The 17,544-nt window shown below is 62.0% G+C and carries 20 protein-coding genes and 1 tRNA gene; 6 read left to right on the top strand and 15 right to left on the bottom strand.

What is annotated here, in order from left to right; all coding sequences use genetic code 11:
- The first annotated feature begins 78 nt into the window (after window positions 1-78).
- Window positions 79-1,614 (top strand): undecaprenyl-phosphate glucose phosphotransferase, encoded by a 1,536-nt coding sequence (locus AC0L26_RS05810; protein ID WP_352935073.1) that lies wholly within the window; start codon window positions 79-81, stop codon window positions 1,612-1,614.
- The gene (locus AC0L26_RS05805; RefSeq protein WP_473631694.1) at window positions 1,611-2,861 is read left to right on the top strand and encodes an O-antigen ligase family protein; all 1,251 of its coding nucleotides are present in this window, start codon (window positions 1,611-1,613) and stop codon (window positions 2,859-2,861) included. The genes AC0L26_RS05810 and AC0L26_RS05805 overlap by 4 nt, the downstream gene beginning before the upstream one ends.
- A 32-nt stretch (window positions 2,862-2,893) precedes the next feature.
- Here AC0L26_RS05805 and AC0L26_RS05800 read toward each other — a convergent pair.
- The 9 genes from AC0L26_RS05800 to AC0L26_RS05760 form a co-directional block, all read right to left on the bottom strand.
- Window positions 2,894-2,970: transfer RNA gene (locus AC0L26_RS05800), tRNA-Pro, on the bottom strand.
- A gap of 180 nt (window positions 2,971-3,150) precedes the next feature.
- Window positions 3,151-3,435 carry a helix-turn-helix domain-containing protein gene (locus AC0L26_RS05795; RefSeq protein WP_473632135.1) on the bottom strand — a complete coding sequence of 95 codons (285 nt, stop codon included), beginning with the start codon at window positions 3,433-3,435 and terminating at the stop codon, window positions 3,151-3,153.
- A 485-nt stretch (window positions 3,436-3,920) separates the two neighbouring features.
- On the bottom strand, window positions 3,921-4,259 hold the full coding sequence (locus AC0L26_RS05790; protein WP_473631693.1) for a hypothetical protein: 339 nt from the start codon (window positions 4,257-4,259) through the stop codon (window positions 3,921-3,923).
- A gap of 77 nt (window positions 4,260-4,336) precedes the next feature.
- Window positions 4,337-4,879: a MerR family transcriptional regulator gene (locus tag AC0L26_RS05785; protein ID WP_095485784.1), complete on the bottom strand. Its 543-nt coding sequence runs from the start codon at window positions 4,877-4,879 to the stop codon at window positions 4,337-4,339.
- A 193-nt stretch (window positions 4,880-5,072) separates the two neighbouring features.
- Window positions 5,073-5,396: an integration host factor subunit alpha gene (locus tag AC0L26_RS05780; protein WP_126041188.1), complete on the bottom strand. Its 324-nt coding sequence runs from the start codon at window positions 5,394-5,396 to the stop codon at window positions 5,073-5,075.
- A gap of 103 nt (window positions 5,397-5,499) precedes the next feature.
- Entirely contained in the window at window positions 5,500-6,471 is a 972-nt protein-coding gene (locus AC0L26_RS05775; protein WP_473631692.1) for a beta-ketoacyl-ACP synthase III, read from the bottom strand.
- A gap of 9 nt (window positions 6,472-6,480) precedes the next feature.
- Complete coding sequence (plsX, locus tag AC0L26_RS05770) at window positions 6,481-7,551, bottom strand: phosphate acyltransferase PlsX (protein ID WP_352935090.1); 1,071 nt, start codon at window positions 7,549-7,551, stop codon at window positions 6,481-6,483.
- A 126-nt stretch (window positions 7,552-7,677) separates the two neighbouring features.
- On the bottom strand, window positions 7,678-8,226 hold the full coding sequence (locus AC0L26_RS05765; RefSeq protein WP_473631691.1) for a YceD family protein: 549 nt from the start codon (window positions 8,224-8,226) through the stop codon (window positions 7,678-7,680).
- 25 nt (window positions 8,227-8,251) lie between these two features.
- Window positions 8,252-8,794, bottom strand: coding sequence for a ubiquinol-cytochrome C chaperone family protein (locus AC0L26_RS05760; protein WP_473631690.1), 543 nt, complete (start codon window positions 8,792-8,794; stop codon window positions 8,252-8,254).
- 114 nt (window positions 8,795-8,908) lie between these two features.
- Between AC0L26_RS05760 and AC0L26_RS05755 the strand changes: the two genes are divergently transcribed.
- Window positions 8,909-9,445 (top strand): outer membrane protein assembly factor BamE, encoded by a 537-nt coding sequence (locus tag AC0L26_RS05755; protein ID WP_352935099.1) that lies wholly within the window; start codon window positions 8,909-8,911, stop codon window positions 9,443-9,445.
- Window positions 9,446-9,542: 97 nt separating this feature from the next.
- Here AC0L26_RS05755 and AC0L26_RS05750 read toward each other — a convergent pair whose 3' ends face one another.
- Together AC0L26_RS05750 and AC0L26_RS05745 are read right to left on the bottom strand one after the other, a co-directional pair.
- Window positions 9,543-11,684 (bottom strand): sodium-translocating pyrophosphatase, encoded by a 2,142-nt coding sequence (locus tag AC0L26_RS05750; protein WP_473631688.1) that lies wholly within the window; start codon window positions 11,682-11,684, stop codon window positions 9,543-9,545.
- Between the two features lie 260 nt (window positions 11,685-11,944).
- The gene (locus AC0L26_RS05745) at window positions 11,945-12,445 is read right to left on the bottom strand and encodes a DUF2165 family protein (protein ID WP_354493477.1); all 501 of its coding nucleotides are present in this window, start codon (window positions 12,443-12,445) and stop codon (window positions 11,945-11,947) included.
- A gap of 79 nt (window positions 12,446-12,524) precedes the next feature.
- Here AC0L26_RS05745 and AC0L26_RS05740 point away from each other — a divergent pair, with 79 nt between their 5' ends.
- The 3 genes from AC0L26_RS05740 to AC0L26_RS05730 all read left to right on the top strand — a co-directional run bounded on the left by AC0L26_RS05740 (window position 12,525) and on the right by AC0L26_RS05730 (window position 13,250).
- Window positions 12,525-12,749, top strand: coding sequence for a hypothetical protein (locus AC0L26_RS05740; RefSeq protein WP_473631687.1), 225 nt, complete (start codon window positions 12,525-12,527; stop codon window positions 12,747-12,749).
- A 97-nt stretch (window positions 12,750-12,846) separates the two neighbouring features.
- Window positions 12,847-13,047, top strand: a complete 201-nt coding sequence (locus AC0L26_RS05735; RefSeq protein WP_023798395.1) for a type II toxin-antitoxin system HicB family antitoxin — start codon at window positions 12,847-12,849, stop codon at window positions 13,045-13,047.
- Window positions 13,044-13,250, top strand: a complete 207-nt coding sequence (locus AC0L26_RS05730; RefSeq protein ID WP_473631686.1) for a type II toxin-antitoxin system HicA family toxin — start codon at window positions 13,044-13,046, stop codon at window positions 13,248-13,250. Before AC0L26_RS05735 ends, AC0L26_RS05730 begins: the two co-directional genes overlap by 4 nt.
- 15 nt (window positions 13,251-13,265) lie before the next feature.
- On the opposite strand, the gene AC0L26_RS05725 is transcribed toward AC0L26_RS05730, so the two are convergent.
- The 4 genes from AC0L26_RS05725 to osmF all read right to left on the bottom strand — a co-directional run bounded on the left by AC0L26_RS05725 (window position 13,266) and on the right by osmF (window position 17,397).
- Complete coding sequence (locus AC0L26_RS05725) at window positions 13,266-14,030, bottom strand: ABC transporter permease (protein WP_473631685.1); 765 nt, start codon at window positions 14,028-14,030, stop codon at window positions 13,266-13,268.
- The gene (locus tag AC0L26_RS05720) at window positions 14,027-14,965 is read right to left on the bottom strand and encodes an ABC transporter ATP-binding protein (protein WP_473631684.1); all 939 of its coding nucleotides are present in this window, start codon (window positions 14,963-14,965) and stop codon (window positions 14,027-14,029) included. Before AC0L26_RS05720 ends, AC0L26_RS05725 begins: the two co-directional genes overlap by 4 nt.
- Window positions 14,962-16,128 (bottom strand): ABC transporter permease, encoded by a 1,167-nt coding sequence (locus AC0L26_RS05715; protein WP_473631683.1) that lies wholly within the window; start codon window positions 16,126-16,128, stop codon window positions 14,962-14,964. Before AC0L26_RS05715 ends, AC0L26_RS05720 begins: the two co-directional genes overlap by 4 nt.
- Before the next feature lie 357 nt (window positions 16,129-16,485).
- Window positions 16,486-17,397 carry a glycine betaine ABC transporter substrate-binding protein OsmF gene (osmF, locus tag AC0L26_RS05710; protein ID WP_473631682.1) on the bottom strand — a complete coding sequence of 304 codons (912 nt, stop codon included), beginning with the start codon at window positions 17,395-17,397 and terminating at the stop codon, window positions 16,486-16,488.
- Window positions 17,398-17,544: the final 147 nt, after the last annotated feature.

Below are 17,544 nucleotides of genomic sequence, written 5' to 3'. Positions count from 1 at the left end.
CTCCAAAGCCACCTGTTGTTTCAAGGGTTTCTTAGCTCTCTTTTGCTATTCACCCGGGGGAAGCTTGGCGGATACACCATGAACGAGATCGATCCCGCACGCCGCTTTTCGATAGACGCGGTGCGCAAATTCGACGGCCCGGCGAATGGCGATAGCCTTGGCGGGATGAACGACGTCGCCCGTCAGGTCGCGTCACAATACCGGCGCGATACCATGTCGCCGATCATGGTCAGCGGCGTCTTGCGCATGGTCGAATTCGCGCTGCTGTTCCTGTCGGGTCTCTGCGTCTATTTCTACTATGTCGGCTTCTTCAACCATCTCGCCTGGCAATATCCGCTGACGATCGCCGCCGCCTCGTTCCTCGCGGTGGTCCTGTTCGACGTCACCGACTGCTACCAGATCGTCTCACTGATGCGGCCGCTCGCCAATTTCGGCCGTCTCCTGATGGTCTGGGCCGGCACCTTCGCCTTGATGGCGCTGACGGCATTCGCCATGAAGACGTCGGAAGACTATTCGCGCCTGTTTTTCGGCACATGGTTCGTCGTCGGCTTCATCGTGATCTTCGGTCTCAGGCTAATGATGTCGAAGCTGATCCGGCGCTGGGCGCGCGACGGGCGCATGGAACGCCGCGCCGTCATCGTCGGCGGCGGCCCGGCGGCGGAAGTCCTGATCCGTTCCGTCGAAAAGCAGCCCTACAACGACATCCGCATCTGCGGCATCTTCGATGACCGCGGCGACAAGCGCTCGCCGCCCATCGTCGCCGGCTACCCGAAGCTCGGCACGGTTTCCGAGCTCATCGAGTTCGCCCGCATCGCCCGCATCGACATGCTGATCGTGTCGCTGCCGCTGACCGCCGAATCGCGCGTCCTGCAGCTTTTGAAGAAGCTGTGGGTGCTGCCGGTCGACATCCGGCTCTCGGCGCATTCGAACGCGCTGCAGTTCCGGCCGCGCGCCTATTCCTACATCGGCTCCGTGCCGATGCTCGATATTTTTGACAAGCCGATCAATGACTGGGATTCGGTCGCCAAACGCGCCTTCGACATCGTCTTCTCGATCATCGGCATCATCGTGTTCTCGCCGGTGATGCTGGTGACAGCGATCGCCATCAAGCTCGACAGCAAGGGACCAGTGCTGTTCCACCAGAAGCGGCATGGCTTCAACAACGAGATCATCGATGTCTACAAATTCCGTTCGATGTACACGGACAAGGCGGACCCGACGGCCAAGCAGACGGTGACCAAGAACGACCCGCGCGTCACCCGCGTCGGCCGCTTCATCCGCAAGACCTCGATCGACGAGTTGCCGCAGTTCTTCAATTCGCTTTTCGGGTCGCTGTCGCTGGTCGGGCCGCGCCCGCATGCCATTGCCGCCCAGTCGCACAACCTTCTCTACAATGAGGTGGTCGATGGCTATTTCGCCCGCCACAAAGTCAAACCCGGCGTTACCGGCTGGGCGCAGATCAATGGCTGGCGCGGCGAGATGGACACCAACGAAAAGATCCGCATGCGTACGGAGTACGACCTCTATTATATCGAGAACTGGTCCCTGCTGTTCGACCTGAGGATCCTGTTTCTGACACCGATCCGGCTGCTCAACACGGAAAATGCCTATTGAGCGCCGTCGCGCATGACCTGCCGCCGGCCGCAATCAACGCCAAGCTGATCGCGCTGATTGCGTCGGGCGCGGTTTTCCTCGGCGTCTTCCTGTCCGGCTTCGTCATTGCCGAACCTGCCCCATACGACCTCTATATGGCCGGGCTGATCGTGGTGTGGGCCTTGTTCGGCCTGCGCATATCGCGCGCGGCGGCGCCGCTGCTGGTGCTGCTGGTGATCATGAACATCGGCGGCATGATCTCGATGACCCAGATGTCGGATATTGCCGGCAGCCCGCTCTATATCTCGGTGTCGCTGTTCCTTGCCTTTACCGCGGTGTTCTTCGCCTCGGTGACAGCAGTCCAGCCCAGTCTCTACCGGGTGATCTTCCTGGCCTATGTGATGTCGGCGGTGCTGACCTCGCTGCTTGGCATAGCAGGCTATTTCCATGCCTTCCCCGGGGCGGAGATCTTCACCAAATACGACCGCGCCACCGGCGCCTTCCAGGATCCGAACGTGTTCGGGCCATTCCTGGTGCTGCCTGGCATCTACCTGCTCTATCTCCTGCTGACAGGCCCCGTCTCACGCATGCCGCTGCTGGCGGTGCCGCTGCTGATCATCACGGCCGGCATTTTCTTCTCCTTCTCACGCGGGGCCTGGGGCATGTTCGGCGTCGCGGCGATCCTGCTCACCGGCATCCTGTTCCTGCAGAGCGCCAGCGGCAAGTTCCGGCTTCGCGTCGTCGTCATGACCATCGCCGCGATTGCGCTGCTGGTGATCGCGATACTCGTCATCCTGCAGTTGCCGGGCGTTTCGGAAATGTTTTCCAGCCGCGCCCAGCTCGAACAGAGCTACGACACCGCCCGCCTCGGCCGTTTCGCCCGCTACACGATCGGTTTCCAGATGGCGCTGGAGCATCCGCTCGGCATCGGCCCGCTCGTCTTCGGCACGATGTTCGGCGAGGACACGCACGACATCTGGCTGAAGATGCTGATGGACTACGGCTGGCTCGGCTTCGTTTCGTTCCTGACGCTGACCTTGTGGACGATCGCGGCCGGCTTCCGCATTCTCCTGCGCGACAGGCCCTGGCAGCCCTATCTTCTGTGCGCCTATGTCGCCTTCATCGGCAATATCGGCCTGGGCACCTTCATCGACATCGACCACTGGCGTCACGTCTATTTGCTGCTCGGACTGATCTGGGGCGCCATCGCGCTCGAATACCGCCATCAGCGGCAGCTGGTGGCGCCTGCACCGGCGGCTGGGGTATGATGGATTTCTGGGGGCAAGTCTAAGGTTGGAAATGGTCGGAGTGGCCGGATTCGAACCGACGACCCCTTGACCCCCAGTCAAGTGCGCTACCGGGCTGCGCTACACTCCGGACCGGTCGCGATGTATCGTGATAACCCGGTTCGGGTCAACCGAATTCGGCGGCCATCCCGCGGATGCCCGGCGCGATGGATTTGAAGTTCCTGCTCTGTTGTATGTCGTCAGCACTCAGGAACTTCAAATCCAGAATCATACTCGCTTACTCGTATGGTTTGATGCTCCGGCGTCCCTTCTATGGGACGGGCCGACTTTCCACGGGATGTGTCAGCGCGGCTGTATTGACCAGCGCGTTTTCCGGAAGCCGAAGCGCGGTCGCTATTCGCCGGAGCTTCGACGGATCGGCATTCTTGCCGTTCTCGATGTCCGCAATCTCATCGACCGCCAGGCCGCATGTCAGAGACAGTTCTTCCATGCTGTATCCCCTGGCTTCCCGGATAGCTCTCAGGGCGCTGTGGTCAGGCGCAGCTTCGATTGCCGCCAGTTCGGAGAAGGGTTCTTTTTTGGCTATGTGGGACATTGGCAACTCCGTGGTCTGAAAGAGTTTGATCAAATAATGATGTTGCCTGAGACGGCCGGGAGAATGCCCGCTCATTGACGATTTGCCAAGCACCAAAGGAACCGTCACGGCATCGTGATTCCGGACCGGCTCGGCCTTCGCGTCGGCGCGGGAACGCCATCCCCATCAGGTCCTTTGACCGGCGATCGTCGAACCTTTTGAGCCGCTCGCTCGTCAGGCAACTGTCGCTGGCGCGCCAGCCGCTTTGAAAGGATCGAAACCGCGGCGGGAGCCCAGGCGCAGAACGCGTCAGGGGCCGCAATTTTTGAGCCGACGCGTGAACCTTTTAGAGCCGCGCAAAGACGGTATGGACGCTAAAAAGGCGCTCCCCAACCGGAAGGACGGCAGGTTGTATGGTGCTGCAGCTCGACTGCAAGGGCACCGCTGATCGCCTGTCATCAACGAACATGGCGGCCGTCCGCAGACGGCCGCCATGTTCTTTTGTCTCAGCGTGCCGATCTCGATGTCGTTCGTGACGTTTTTTGCTGTCGGCTGAGGAGCAGACTGGCGACGAGCCCGACCACAACCAGCCCGACGGCGGCTGCTGTGGCCGGGTGCTCGCGGGCTGTCTTTTCTATCACCCTGCTATGCCTCCTGATCGCAGGCAGAGCCTCACTGAAGCGCTCCGCAAGATCCGAGTAATAGTCCGACGCTGCGTCACGCCCGTCCTCGTAATAAGCGCCGCCCCGCCTGGACACGGCTTTCCTTAGCGCCGCCAGTTCCCTGGAGAGGGCCGCGACCTGCTTTTCAAGGTCGATGTCGGAGAGGGTCGAAAATGATACCATGATATGCGTCCTTCCTTTCCGGGAGGAACGCATGATTTCGGAAGCAGTTCCGGTGTCTGCCGGCGATTGATCAGCTCTTAGCGCACCTGATCGAGCAGGCGCTTGCATTCCAGAAGGTCGAACAGCGCCTCCTGCAGCAAGGCGCGATTGTCGCGTGACAGTTTCGACGTGCCCGGCTGCACCGGCCCTTCGTCGTCGGTCTTGCCCAGTCCGAAAAAGCGGCGGCTGGGTTTCACCTTGGGCTCGCCAACCAGCATCTCGTCATCGGCGCCGCGCGGCTGGGCAGCCGGCGTCAGCGGCACCGCATCGGCCTGCCGGCGTTGCGAGATCGCCTCGACGGCGGCCATGTCGCCATTGCCGATGGCGACCAGGAAATGGTTGCCGTTCTCGCGCAGCAGCTTCTGCACGCCCTTGATCGTATAGCCCTGGTCGTAGAGCATATGGCGGATGCCCTTGATCAGTTCGACATCCTGCGGCCGGTAATAGCGGCGGCCGCCGCCGCGCTTCATCGGCTTGATCTGGTTGAAACGCGTTTCCCAGAATCGCAGCACATGCTGCGGCAGGTCGAGATCTTCTGCGACCTCGCTGATAGTGCGAAAAGCGTCGGGGCTCTTGTCCATGGGCGAAATCCTCACGCTGGAGCATGATCCCGAAGTGGGAATCGGTTTTCGGGCAGGATCACACTCAACAAAGAACCATTCCGATCCGGCTTGTTCTGCCGAATCGGGTCTTATTTCAGCGGTTTATGAAACAATATTCAAGCCCGGCGTCAAAGGGAGCGGCCGTTTTCAACCGAGCTTTGAAGCGCAGGCGCTATTTTCCGCCCTTGGCCTTGCTGTTCTGGTGGGCGCGCAGGATGCGGTTCTTCAGCACATTCGACGATTTGAAGGTCATCACACGGCGCGGCAGGATCGGCACTTCTTCGCCGGTTTTGGGATTGCGCCCGATGCGCTCGTTCTTGGAGCGGACATGGAACGTCGCGAACGACGACAATTTCACCGTCTCACCGCGAACGATCGCTTCGCAAATCTCGTCCAGAACCGCTTCGACAAGCTCGGCCGATTCAGTACGCGACAAGCCAACCTTGCGGTAAACGGCTTCAGCAAGATCGGCGCGCGTAAGTGTCTTTCCCCCCATGCGAACCGTCCCATCAGCTCAAAAACATAAATCGATACAAGCAAAGATAGAGCCTAAGTAATTGATCCGGCAAGGTCAAGGACCGAACCTGTCAGTTCGGCACTTACCAGCGAACCAAAACCGCGCCCCAGGTGAAGCCCCCGCCCATCGCCTCGAGCAGCACCAAGTCACCCTTCTTGATACGGCCGTCAGCGACGGCCACCGACAAGGCCAGCGGCACGGAAGCAGCCGAGGTGTTACCGTGCAAATCGACCGTAACCACCACCTTTTGCTCTGCTATGCCGAGCTTTTTGGCGGAGGCGTCGATAATTCGCTTGTTGGCCTGATGCGGCACGAACCAGTCGAGATCTTCAGCGGTGATGCCGGCCTGTGCGAATGTCGCTTCGATGACGTCGGTGATCATGCCAACCGCGTGCTTAAACACTTCGCGGCCTTCCATCCTGAGATAGCCTACCGTTCCGGTGGTCGATGGCCCACCGTCGACGAACAGCTTGTCCTTGTGGGCCCCATCGGAACGCAGGCTGGCCGCCAGCACGCCATGGTCGGCAATGCTGCCCACCCCCTCGCCCGCTTCCAGCACGATGGCGCCGGCGCCGTCGCCAAACAGGACGCAGGTCGAGCGATCGCTCCAGTCGAGGATGCGCGAGAAGGTTTCCGAGCCGATCACCAGCACGCGTTTTGCCAGGCCGCCGCGGATATAGAGGTCGGCGGTGGTCACGGCATAGACGAAGCCCGAGCATACGGCTTGCATGTCGAAGGCGAAGCCGTGATGCATGCCGAGCCGATTCTGGATCTCGACAGCAGTCGCCGGAAAGGTGTTGTTGGGCGTCGAGGTCGCCAGCACAATCAGGTCGATATCATTAGGCGTCAGGCCGGCATCGTCGAGCGCCGCGCGCGCCGCCGCCTCGCCAAGCGAAGCCGTCGTCTCGTCGTCGGACGCGATATGGCGCTGGCGGATTCCGGTGCGCTGGGCGATCCATTCGTCTGACGTCTCGACCATGCCTTCGAAATCGGCATTCTTCATAATGCGGCGGGGCAGCGCGGCGCCCGTGCCACGCACGACTGATCTGATCAAGGCTCTTTCCTATTCCTTTGCGTCGGCAACGACGTCGGATTTCCTAGATGTCTGGGCCTGCGGATTGCGCGCGTGGAACAGGTCGAGATCGGCCTCGATGCGATCGAGCAAATTGTTGCGCACCATGTCGTAGCCAAGCTCGATCGCCGCCGCGAAGCCGTCCGAATCAGCCCCGCCATGGCTTTTCACCACGATGCCGTTCAGCCCCAGGAAAACACCGCCATTGGAGCGGCCGACATCCATCTTCTCGCGCAGGCGATCGAAGGCGCCCTTGGCGAATATATAGCCGATCCTGGCCATCAGCGTGCGGTCCATTGCGGCGCGCAGGTAACCGGCGATCTGTCGTACCGTGCCTTCCGCCGTCTTCAGCGCGATGTTGCCGGCAAATCCTTCGGTAACGACCACGTCGACGGCGCCCTTGCCGATGTCGTCGCCCTCGACGAAACCGTGGTAGTTCATCGAGGCCATGTTGGCCTCGCGCAACATACGGCCCGCCTCCTTGACCTCTTCCTGACCCTTGATCTCCTCGACGCCGACATTGAGCAGGCCGACGCTCGGCCGTTCGATGCCGAAAACCGAGCGCGCCATGCCGGTGCCCAGAATGGCAAAATCAACCAGTTGATGCGCATCCGCGCCGATGGTGGCGCCGACGTCCAGCACCACGCTTTCGCCGCGCAATGTCGGCCAGAGCGCCGCGATCGCCGGACGGTCGATGGTCGCCATGGTGCGAAGGCAGAACCTCGACATCGCCATCAGCGCGCCGGTGTTGCCGGCCGAGATGCATGCGTCGGCAGTGCCTGTCTTGACCGCCTCGACGGCTTTCCACATCGATGACTTCCAGCGGCCATGACGCAGCGCCTGGCTCGGCTTGTCGTCCATCCTGACTGCTATCTCGCAATGGATGAACTCGCTCACTTCCGCCAGCTTGGGGAGTTTTGCGAGCTCGGGGCGCACCGCCTCCTCGCGACCATAGATGACGAAACGGATGTCGGGACGCCGGGTCGCGACCGTCATGAGCGCCGGGATGACCACGCTTGGTCCGTGATCGCCGCCCATGGCATCGATGGAAATCCTGATCACGCGGTAATCATCTCACAGTTTGCTTGAGCGAGCGCCTGGCGCTGGCAATTGGGGCTCGCGAAGGTTCGGCGAAAATAGCGTTTTTGGGCTGCCGCACAACCGGCTTTCTCCGATTGGGTCGGCTTTTCAGGATTTTCCCAGCAGAGAACGCAGCTTTTGCTGGAATTCGCTTTCCGCAGTTCCGGCATCGTCGGCAGCCTCCATCGAAACGCCTTGCTTGCGCGGATAGGGATCGATCGCCAGTCCAAAGAACTGTTCGGCGAGCGCCCCGACATCAATCGTATTGCCGGAGAATGTTTCCGGACTGTCCGGCCCTTCGGCATCGAGCAATATCTCGCCGCCGCCCTCGAAACCCTGCCGCCCGAGCTTGGACTGCTCCGGCAGGAACAATCCGTCGACCGCCTCGTCGATATGCGCCGCGACCGGGTCGAGGGTGACGATGCAGGCCTGGGTGATATCGGCCTCGACACGGCCGCTGACCTTGACGCCGTTGCGCTTCCATGGCGTCACCAGAAGTTCGGCTCGGTAGTTCTCGACCGAGAGCAACTCGTGTTCGCCGGCCAGTGCGGCGCGCTGCGCGGCGTCAGCCTCGATAACCACAGGCAATCCCTTCTGTGGCAGCCGGGCGACATTGGCCACAAAGGACACAGGGCTCTGGGAATCGGCGTGTTTCATCTTTTCCTTAGATAGTCTTATTTTCTTAGATAGTCTTGGCCATGGGGAATGCCACCGTGCCGGAAACAATCGATTCGGTCGGCTGTTCCGTCAGTCGCTTAGAGACATCGGCGACGTAGTCGGCAAGATGTGTCGCTTGCGGCCAGGCGCCGGCATCGGGCCTTACATTGCGGGCAAGGGCCGCGGCGAGCGCATCACGGTCATTTCGTTCGAGCGCATCGTCATAGGCGGCGGTGCGGCCGTAGTACATCTTCGCCAGTTTCTTCATGCGCTTCGGCACACCGACGTCGCCGACGCCCAGTTCCCGCAGCGAATGCTCGACATCCATGAAGAACTCGTCGATCAGCACTTGCGCGACCTCGCCTCCAACACCGCCCTCGCCGCGCAGCCGGTGCTGAAACAGGAACATGTGCAGCGACAGCATCTCGAAGCGGCCAAGCGGTGTGTCCGGTACATTCCAGTCGGAATAAAACACAGTTTGCCGCGCCGCTGCCACGATTTGTGCGTAAAGCGCCTCGGTGATAGCGCGGTTGGCGTGACGTTCGCGACCAAAAAGGCGCTGGAACATTGAGGGTGGTCTCCCGGGGACCGATTGTTGAATTGGCCTTGTTGCATCGGCGAGCAAGCTGGTTTACCGGTTTTGCGGCCCAGCGCAAGTTGCGGCCAGCTAATGGAGTTGTAGTTGCGCGCGCTGAAATTCAAGTCGACTTTTTTGCCCAGGTTCGCTTTGTCCAGGTCCGCCGGCGCGGTCTCGCTGCTGGTGGTTGCTTCGGCGCTTTCCGCCTGCAACTCGTCGAAGATGATCGGTGATCTCAATCCAAGTGAAACGCTGACGCAGGGCTATGTCATCGACCAGCAGGCGATCGACCTGGTGCCGGTCGGCTCGAGCCGCGAACAGGTGCTACTGGCGCTTGGCACCCCATCGACGAAGGCGACTTTCGACAACGAAGCCTTCTATTACATCTCACAGACGCGCAAGCGTTACGTCGCCTTCGACAAGCCGAGGCTGGTCGACCAGAAGGTGCTGGCCGTCTATTTCGGCGAGGACGGGCGCGTTACGCAGATCGCCAATTACGGCTTGAAGGACGGCAAAGTGTTCGACTTCATCTCGCGGACCACGCCGACCGGCGGCAAGGATCAGAACTTCCTCAGCCAGATCATCAACGGCGCCAGCAAGCTGGCGCCTGGCCTCCCCGGTGGATCGTCGCCCGGCATGTGATCCCTACCCGGTCGCCGCCCGCATCAAGAAATAAGGCAACAAAAAACCCGCCGGATCGCTCCGGCGGGTTTTTGTTTGAACCGATAGTCCTGTTTGGTCAGCCGTGCGCGAGTACGGCCAGCAGCAGCAGGGCGACGATATTGGTGATCTTGATCGCCGGGTTGACGGCCGGGCCGGCGGTGTCCTTGTAGGGATCGCCGACCGTGTCGCCGGTCACCGAGGCCTTATGCGCTTCGGAACCCTTGAGATGCTTGACGCCGTCCTTGTCGGTGAAGCCGTCCTCGAACGACTTTTTCGCATTGTCCCAGGCGCCGCCGCCAGAGGTCATCGAGATGGCGACGAACAGGCCGTTGACGATGACGCCGAGTAGCGAGGCGCCGAGCGCTGCAAAGGCGGACGCCTTCGAGCCCGAGATCAGCAGCACGCCGAAGTAGACGACCAGCGGCGCCAGCACCGGCAGCAGCGACGGAATGATCATTTCCCGTATAGCGGCCTTGGTCAAAAGATCGACCGCACGCGCATAGTTCGGCTTCGACGTGCCGGCCATGATGCCCGGATCCTCGCGGAACTGCTTGCGCACCTCCTCGACGATAGCGCCCGCCGCGCGGCCGACGGCGGTCATGGCGATGCCGCCGAACAGATACGGGATCAGGCCGCCGAAGATCAGACCCGCGACGACGTATGGGTTGGAGAGGTCGAAGGAGACCTCGCCCATGCCCTGGAAGTAAGGATATTTGTCGCCATTGGCGGCAAAGAACTGCAAGTCGTTGGAGTAGGCCGCGAACAGCACCAGCGCGCCGAGACCAGCCGAACCGATGGCGTAACCTTTGGTGACCGCCTTGGTGGTGTTGCCGACGGCGTCGAGCGCATCGGTGGATTGACGTACTTCCTTGGGCAAGCCGGCCATTTCGGCAATGCCACCGGCATTGTCGGTGACCGGGCCGAAGGCGTCGAGCGCAACGATCATGCCGGCAAGGCCAAGCATCGTGGTGACCGCGATGGCCGTGCCGTAGAGGCCGGCGAGCTGATAGGTCGATATGATGCCGCCGACGATGACGATCGCTGGAAGTGCCGTCGATTCCAGCGAGACCGCAAGGCCCTGGATGACGTTGGTGCCGTGACCGGTGACCGATGCCTGGGCGATGGAGTTCACCGGGCGCTTGTCGGTGCCGGTGTAGTATTCGGTGATCACCACGATGAGGCCGGTCACCAGCAGACCGACCAGGCCGCAGATGAACAGGTTCCTGCCGGTGATCGCCATGCCAGCGACCGTGCCGATCTCGCCCCAGCCCAGCGTGACCGAGGTGGCGACGCCGAGACCGAGGATCGACAGCAGGCCGGTGACGATCAGGCCTTTGTAGAGCGCGCCCATGATCGAGCCATTGGAGCCGAGCTTGACGAAGAAAGTGCCGACGATGGACGTCAGGATGCAGGCGCCGCAGATGGCCAGCGGATAGAGCATCGTGGCGCCGAGGACGGCGGTGCCGCCGAAGAAGATGGCAGCGAGGACCATGGTGGCGACCACCGTCACCGCATAGGTCTCGAACAGGTCGGCGGCCATACCGGCGCAGTCGCCGACATTGTCGCCGACATTGTCGGCGATGGTGGCCGGATTGCGTGGATCGTCTTCGGGAATGCCGGCTTCGACCTTGCCGACGAGATCGCCGCCGACGTCGGCGCCCTTGGTGAAGATGCCGCCGCCGAGACGAGCGAAGATCGAGATCAGCGAGGCGCCGAAGCCGAGCGAAACCAGCGAATCGATGACGACGCGGTCATTCGGCTGAAGACCCATGAAGTGGGTAAGGATCAGGTAATAGATCGAGACGCCGAGCAGAGCCAGGCCAGCGACCAGCATGCCGGTGATGGCGCCCGACTTGAAGGCGATCTCGAGGCCGGCAGCGAGGCTGTTGGAAGCCGCCTGCGCGGTGCGTACATTGGCGCGCACCGAGACGTGCATGCCGATGAAGCCGGCGGCGCCCGACAGAATGGCGCCGATCAGGAAGCCGATGGCGGCGGTGATCGAAAGCAGCCACCAGGCGAGCAGCAGGACCACGACGCCGACGATAGCGATGGTGGTGTACTGACGCGCCAGATAGGCTTGCGCGCCTTCGCGGATGGCCGCGGAAATTTCCTGCATGCGTGCATTGCCCTGATCGGCCGCGAGGACCGAACGTGTCGCCCAGATGGCGTAAAGGACTGAAAGCAGACCGCAGGCGATGACAGCTGAAATTATGGTCATTGCCAGATTTTCCTCGATTGATGACCCAAAAGAACCCCTCCCTGGGCCGTTGAGACAGGGGGGGGGGGGGGGGGGGGGGGGGGGGGGGGGCGGCACCCCCCCCCCCCCCCCCCTCCCCTAGCACCGGCTTATGCGAAACAGGGTTGCGAACGTCAAGATATTGTTCGGTTTTTGCCCGGCTTTCGCCCAAAAGCTATGTGCAGCGACACGCTCGCCAGCGCCGCCAGCCAATTAGATCGATTGAAATCGGCTGGTGGTCGTCAGCCTTTGCGCAGGTCGCCGTCCGGCTGGACGACGAAGATCAGCACCGCCAGCATGGTCATGTAGAATTTGAACGCCGCCTCCTGGCCATTCCACGTCGAAGACTGCCACATCGCGAACCACTCGCCGCCGACAACCATAAAGCCGAAATACCAAACGAGGAAACCCATGGTGGCGGCGATCACCACGAAGTTCTTGGCGTCGTTGAAAACCTGCCCGCTGGCATTGCGCGCCTGCCACAGGTTCCACGCGGCAATCAGATAAAGCAGGCAGGTCAGCGCCTCGCCCAGGATGATCAGCCAATAGCCTGCCGTCCACAGCGATGGGTTCGTGATCGAGCGATACATCAATGCGTTCCCAGGAAAGGTTGTGTCCATGCTCAGCACATGCTGGACAAAAGCAAAGTTTGAGCCGTAATCGGTGATGTTGCCGAAAGCGACGAGGAAGGCGAAAATCGCCAGACACAGACACATGACGATCTTGGAGAGACGCGCGGTCATGGCAAGAACTCCTGCTGAAAGATCGGGGCATCGCACGCATCAATCGCCGAGTCCCGAAGATCGCGCAACTGGGGTTCCAGTGATCATAGTGCTCACCACCATCGCGAGACATTATGCTGGCCTGCACGGCATTGCGGAGACTGTCGAAGCTCTCGATCTCGACAGCAATTGCGCCGTGGGTGACCTTGTTTCTTTTATGAAAGCTGCAAGACAGTACGATTTTGCAGTCATCCGCCGCCGCTGGATTTCGGGCGAGACGGGCAGCACGCTCGAACTGACGCTCGATCACCCGGCGCGAGCCTGATCAGGCGCAGCAAGAAACTTGCGAATAGGCAGCGCTCGTCCTGCTTTGCAAACCCAGACGGGGTAGCCTATCTTCAAGGTCGAATTGGAGCTGACCCATGAAGTTCAAGGCTATCATTCACGAAGCCGAAGAAGGCGGCTACTGGGCCGAAGTGCCGGCAATTCCCGGCTGCGCGACCCAGGGTGAAACCTTGGACGAACTTGTCGAGAACTTGCGTGAAGCGATCGAAGGCTGCCTCTCGGTAGAGCCGCTATCTTTCACTTCAGAACCCGGCCGGGTCATGGAAATCGCTGTTTGAAGTCCATTTCCGGCAAAGAGTTTGCGTGTGCCGTAGAGCGGCAAGGCTGGAAGCTTTTGCGTGTTGCTGGCAGTCATCACATCTACGGCAAGGAAGGTAGCATCGTGCGCCTTTCGATCCCGATTCACAGCAACAAACCGCTCAAAACGGGGCTCTTGCGGCATCTCTTGGCGCTGGCCGGGATGAGCGAACGCGATATCTGAGCTCTGACCTGTCGGCTACGCCGCCTCCCGCCCCATACGCCGAGCTGTGTAGCGCTCGATCGCCGACAACCCGTCATAGATCAGCACGGCAAGAGCTGCGACGATCAGGCCGCCCTGCAGGATAAAGGCGAGATTGTTCGACAACAGACCGGCGATGATCACCTCGCCCAGCGTCCTGGCCGCCACGGTCGAGCCGATCGTTGCGGTGGCGAGACTGATGACCACCGACAGCCGGATGCCGCCGAGAATAATCGGCGCGCTGAGCGGCAGCTCGACCTTGATCAGTCTTTGCCAGCCGGGCATGCCGGCGCCGCGCGCCGCCTCGACCACATTGGCCGGGAGCGTCGTCAGCCCGGTCAGCGCGTTCTCGAAGATCGGCAGCAGGCCATAGAGAAACAGCGCGATCAGGGTCGGTTTCTCGCCGAAGCCGACCGCTGGCACGGCCAGTGCCAGCACCGCCACCGGTGGAAAAGTCTGGCCGATATTGACCAGGCTGCGCGACAGCGGCAGGAATTCGACGCCGGCCGGCCTGGTGACCAGGATGGCGAGTGCCACGGCAACGATGGTCGCGGCCACGGTGGCGATCAGCACGGTCCTCAGATGCAGCAGCGTCAGCGACAGCAGGCTTCCCTGGTTATAGATCGCCGGCGCGTTGTTCTCGGTCAGCGGCTTCAGCAGCGGCTCGAACCAACCTGGATTGGTCACGAATGCAACGAGCAACACCACCAGGACAAGCCTGAGCAGCGATGGAAGCCAGGCTTTTAAGCCAGCCTCTTTCATGCCGGCCTCGCCGCGCGCTTCACCAGACCGTCCACCGTCACGCGGCCGAGCGGCTTACCGTCGACGCCCTTCACCGGCAGAGCCGGGCGGCCCGACCAGAGGAGCTCGGCCAGCGCATCGCGCTGGCTGGCATCGTCGGGGATCGCCTCGCCTTCGGCGGTCCCCTTCTCCACCGCATCGCGCACGCGGCCGAGCGACAGCAGGCGGAACGGCTTTTCACTGGCGCCGACCAGGCTCTCGACGAAGGCGCTGGCCGGCTTCGCCAGGATCTCGGCGGGCTTGGCATATTGCACCAACTTGCCGGCATCCATCACCGCGATCTTGTCGCCCATATGCACCGCCTCTTCCATGTCATGGGTGACGAGGATGATGGTGGTGCCGAAGCGCTTCTGGATCGCCAGAAGATCCTCCTGCGCCTTGTTGCGGATGATCGGGTCGAGCGCGCCGAACGGCTCGTCCATCAACAGCACGTTCGGTTCCGCGGCAAGCGCGCGGGCAACGCCGACGCGCTGCTGCTGGCCGCCGGAGAGCTCGTGCGGATAACGTGGCCCAAACGCCTCGGGATCGAGCTGGTAGAGCGTCATCAACTCGTCGACGCGGCGCTTGATACGGGCCGCGTCCCAGCCGAGCAGCACCGGCACGGTGGCGATGTTCTGCGCCACCGTGCGATGCGGAAACAAACCATGGCCCTGGATGGCGTAGCCGATGCTGCGGCGCAGCTCATAGCCGGGCAGCGAGCGGTTGTCGGCGCCGTCGAGCTTGATCACGCCTGCGGTTGGCTCGACCAGCCGGTTGATCATGCGAAGCAGCGTCGTCTTGCCGGAACCGGAGGTGCCGACGATGACGGCGATGGTGCGCGGCTCGATCACCATCGACACATCGTCGACCACCGTTGTCGCGTCATAGCGCTTGGTAATGCCTTCGATCTCGATCATGCCGGTTGCGCCTCGCGTCTCTTGGTGGCGGTCATTTCGATCACCGCATCGAGGATGATGGCGGCGGCAAAGGCCAGCGCCACCGTCGGGATGGCGCCAAGCAGCACCAGGTCCATCGCGGTCTGGCCAACGCCCTGGAACACGAACACGCCGAAGCCACCGCCGCCGATCAGCGCCGCGATGGTGGCAAGGCCGATGTTCTGGACCAGCACGATGCGGATGCCGGTGAGGATCACCGGAAAAGCCAGCGGAAATTCGACGCCGAACAGGCGCTGGCGGTCGGTCATGCCCATGCCCCGCGCCGCGTCGTTGGCTGCACGTGGCACGCCGGCCAGCCCGACCACGGTATTGGCCACCACCGGCAGCAGCGAATAGAGAAACAGGGCGACGAAAGCCGGTGCGGTGCCGATGCCGCGAATGCCGAGGGAGGCGGCGCCGGGCACATGCGTGGCGACCCAGCCGAGCGGCGCGATCAACAGGCCGAACAGCGCGATCGAGGGAATGGTCTGGATGATGTTCAGAACGTTCAGCACGCCGGCCCGCAATTTCTCGACGCGGTGGCAGAGGATGCCGAGCGGCAGGCCTGCGATCACCGCCGCGGCCAACGAGCCCAGCGCCAGCGTCACATGCTTGGAGCCTTCCGCCCAGAAACTGTCGGCACGGTTGGCATATTCCTTGAGAATCGACAGGCTGTTCCAGCTTCCCGAGACCAGCAGCACGCCGATCGCCGCTGCCGCGACGACGAGCACGCCGATCCGCGCCGCTGGCGACAGGTTCAGCCTTGTCAGAACGTCGGCGAGCAAAAGCGTAAAGGCGAAGATGAGCAGCCAGAAGCCCGAGGCCGGCGAGATGCGGGCAAAGCTGTTGCCCTCAGGCGTCAGGAAGCTGCCGGCGACCCCGATCAGCAGCGCCAGTGCTGAAAGCGCGGCCACGCTGGCGACAAGGCGCGAGATCAGCGGCGTCTTCAAAAGCGCGATAAGCGCCGCGGCGACGACGACCGCCAGCAGCAGCGAGCCTGCCAACGCAGGCAGAGCCTCGATAATCGAGCGTGCCTCGCCTGGCACGATGCGATTGGCACGGAAGGTGGCGAAGGGTGCCGCGAAAGCGGCATAGGCAACAATCGCGGCAATGACCACGCCGAGCTTGTCGAAGCGGAGAGTCATCGGAGACCCCCGAACGGAAAGATCGACAGCTTTGTGGAGAGCGCCCGTCTAGCGGCCTTGGAGATTGGCGAAAGCCGAAGTGACATCCAATCTCCCCCCTTGCGGGGGAGATGCCCGGCAGGGCAGAGGGGGGTGGGAAGGATCGCCAACTTTCGAGCGTGGGCTTGCTCGAAAGGAACTCCGACAAACAAAGTGGCTACGATTGGTTTATAGGCCGGCGGGACAGCACCCCCCTCTGTCCTGCCGGACATCTCCCCCGCAAGGGGGGAGATTGGCAGTTCCGGCGACCGCACCCTCCCGAGGCCTATCGGGAGGATCCAGCCGGACCAGAGGGGCGCGCTGCGCACCGGTGGCTGACTACTTCAAAAACCCGTTCTTCTTCAAAAACTCTTCGGCGACGCCCTTGACCGGTTCGCCGCCGACCTGCACGCGGCCGTTCAATTCCTGCAGGGTGACGAGGTCGAGTTTGGCGAAGACCGGCTTCAGCAGCGTCTCGATTTCGGGATGCTCCTTCAGCACCGCCTCGCGGATGATCGGCGCCGGCTGGTAGACCGGCTGCACGCCCTTGTCGTCTTCGAGCACGACCAGGCCGGACGGCGCGATGCCGCCATCGGTACCGTAGACCATGGCGGCATTGGCGCCGTTGGTCTGGTTCGCTGCCGCGGCAATGGTCGCTGCCGTATCGCCGCCGGACAGCGTGATCAGCTGGTCCGGCTTCAGCGTGAAGCCATAGGTGGTCTGGAAGGCCGGCAGCGCGGCGGCCGAATTGACGAACTCGGCCGAGGCCGCCAGCACAACCTGGCCGCCGCCGGAGACATATTTGCCGAAGTCGGATAGCGTCGCCAGTTTGTTGGTTTCGGCGACATCCTTTCGCAGAGCGATCGCCCAGGTGTTGTTGGCCGGGGATGGCGACAGCCAGACAATCTTGTTGGCGTCATAGTCGAGCTTCTTGGCCGTCTCATAGCCCTTGACGGCGTCCTTCCACACGGGGTCGTCGGCCTTTTCGAAGAAGAAAGCGGCGTTGCCAGTGTATTCCGGGTAGATGTCGATCTCGCCGGCGGTGATCGCCTTACGCACCACAGGGGTGCCGCCGAGCTGGATCCGGTCGGTGGTCTGGATGTTGTTGGCGTTCAGCACCAGCTGGATGATGTTGCCGAGCACGCCGCCTTCGGTGTCGATCTTCGACGACACCACCACCTGGGCGCTCGCCGAGACCACGGTGATGCCGAGCGCCAGAGCCGCGCCGGCCAGAATCTTGACTGAAAACATTTGACAAATCCCTTGCTGAGAACCGGACTACGGCTGCCGCATATGAGCATGGCTTCAATGCTCCGTCGGGGCACACGGTTTCATAAGATGGGGGATGGGCGCAATAATTTTGTTCCGATGCAGTAAATTCGGGCGTGGCTCGTCCCG

The sequence above is a fragment of the Mesorhizobium sp. WSM4823 genome (genome assembly GCF_055811195.1).
The sequence above is the reverse complement of the archived record's forward strand: the minus strand, read 5'-3'. Positions and strand labels throughout refer to the sequence as shown.

Bases quoted from the DNA above. Each gene is read 5' to 3' on its own strand.
- AC0L26_RS05810 (WP_352935073.1), top strand. From the start codon at position 79: ATGAACGAGATCGATCCCGCACGCCGCTTTTCGATAGACGCGGTGCGC.
- AC0L26_RS05795 (WP_473632135.1), bottom strand. From the start codon at position 3,435: ATGTCCCACATAGCCAAAAAAGAACCCTTCTCCGAACTGGCGGCAATC.
- AC0L26_RS05790 (WP_473631693.1), bottom strand. From the start codon at position 4,259: ATGGTATCATTTTCGACCCTCTCCGACATCGACCTTGAAAAGCAGGTC.
- AC0L26_RS05785 (WP_095485784.1), bottom strand. From the start codon at position 4,879: ATGGACAAGAGCCCCGACGCTTTTCGCACTATCAGCGAGGTCGCAGAA.
- AC0L26_RS05780 (WP_126041188.1), bottom strand. From the start codon at position 5,396: ATGGGGGGAAAGACACTTACGCGCGCCGATCTTGCTGAAGCCGTTTAC.
- AC0L26_RS05765 (WP_473631691.1), bottom strand. From the start codon at position 8,226: ATGAAACACGCCGATTCCCAGAGCCCTGTGTCCTTTGTGGCCAATGTC.
- AC0L26_RS05760 (WP_473631690.1), bottom strand. From the start codon at position 8,794: ATGTTCCAGCGCCTTTTTGGTCGCGAACGTCACGCCAACCGCGCTATC.
- AC0L26_RS05750 (WP_473631688.1), bottom strand. From the start codon at position 11,684: ATGACCATAATTTCAGCTGTCATCGCCTGCGGTCTGCTTTCAGTCCTT.
- AC0L26_RS05745 (WP_354493477.1), bottom strand. From the start codon at position 12,445: ATGACCGCGCGTCTCTCCAAGATCGTCATGTGTCTGTGTCTGGCGATT.
- AC0L26_RS05735 (WP_023798395.1), top strand. From the start codon at position 12,847: ATGAAGTTCAAGGCTATCATTCACGAAGCCGAAGAAGGCGGCTACTGG.
- AC0L26_RS05725 (WP_473631685.1), bottom strand. From the start codon at position 14,030: ATGAAAGAGGCTGGCTTAAAAGCCTGGCTTCCATCGCTGCTCAGGCTT.
- AC0L26_RS05720 (WP_473631684.1), bottom strand. From the start codon at position 14,965: ATGATCGAGATCGAAGGCATTACCAAGCGCTATGACGCGACAACGGTG.
- AC0L26_RS05715 (WP_473631683.1), bottom strand. From the start codon at position 16,128: ATGACTCTCCGCTTCGACAAGCTCGGCGTGGTCATTGCCGCGATTGTT.
- osmF (WP_473631682.1), bottom strand. From the start codon at position 17,397: ATGTTTTCAGTCAAGATTCTGGCCGGCGCGGCTCTGGCGCTCGGCATC.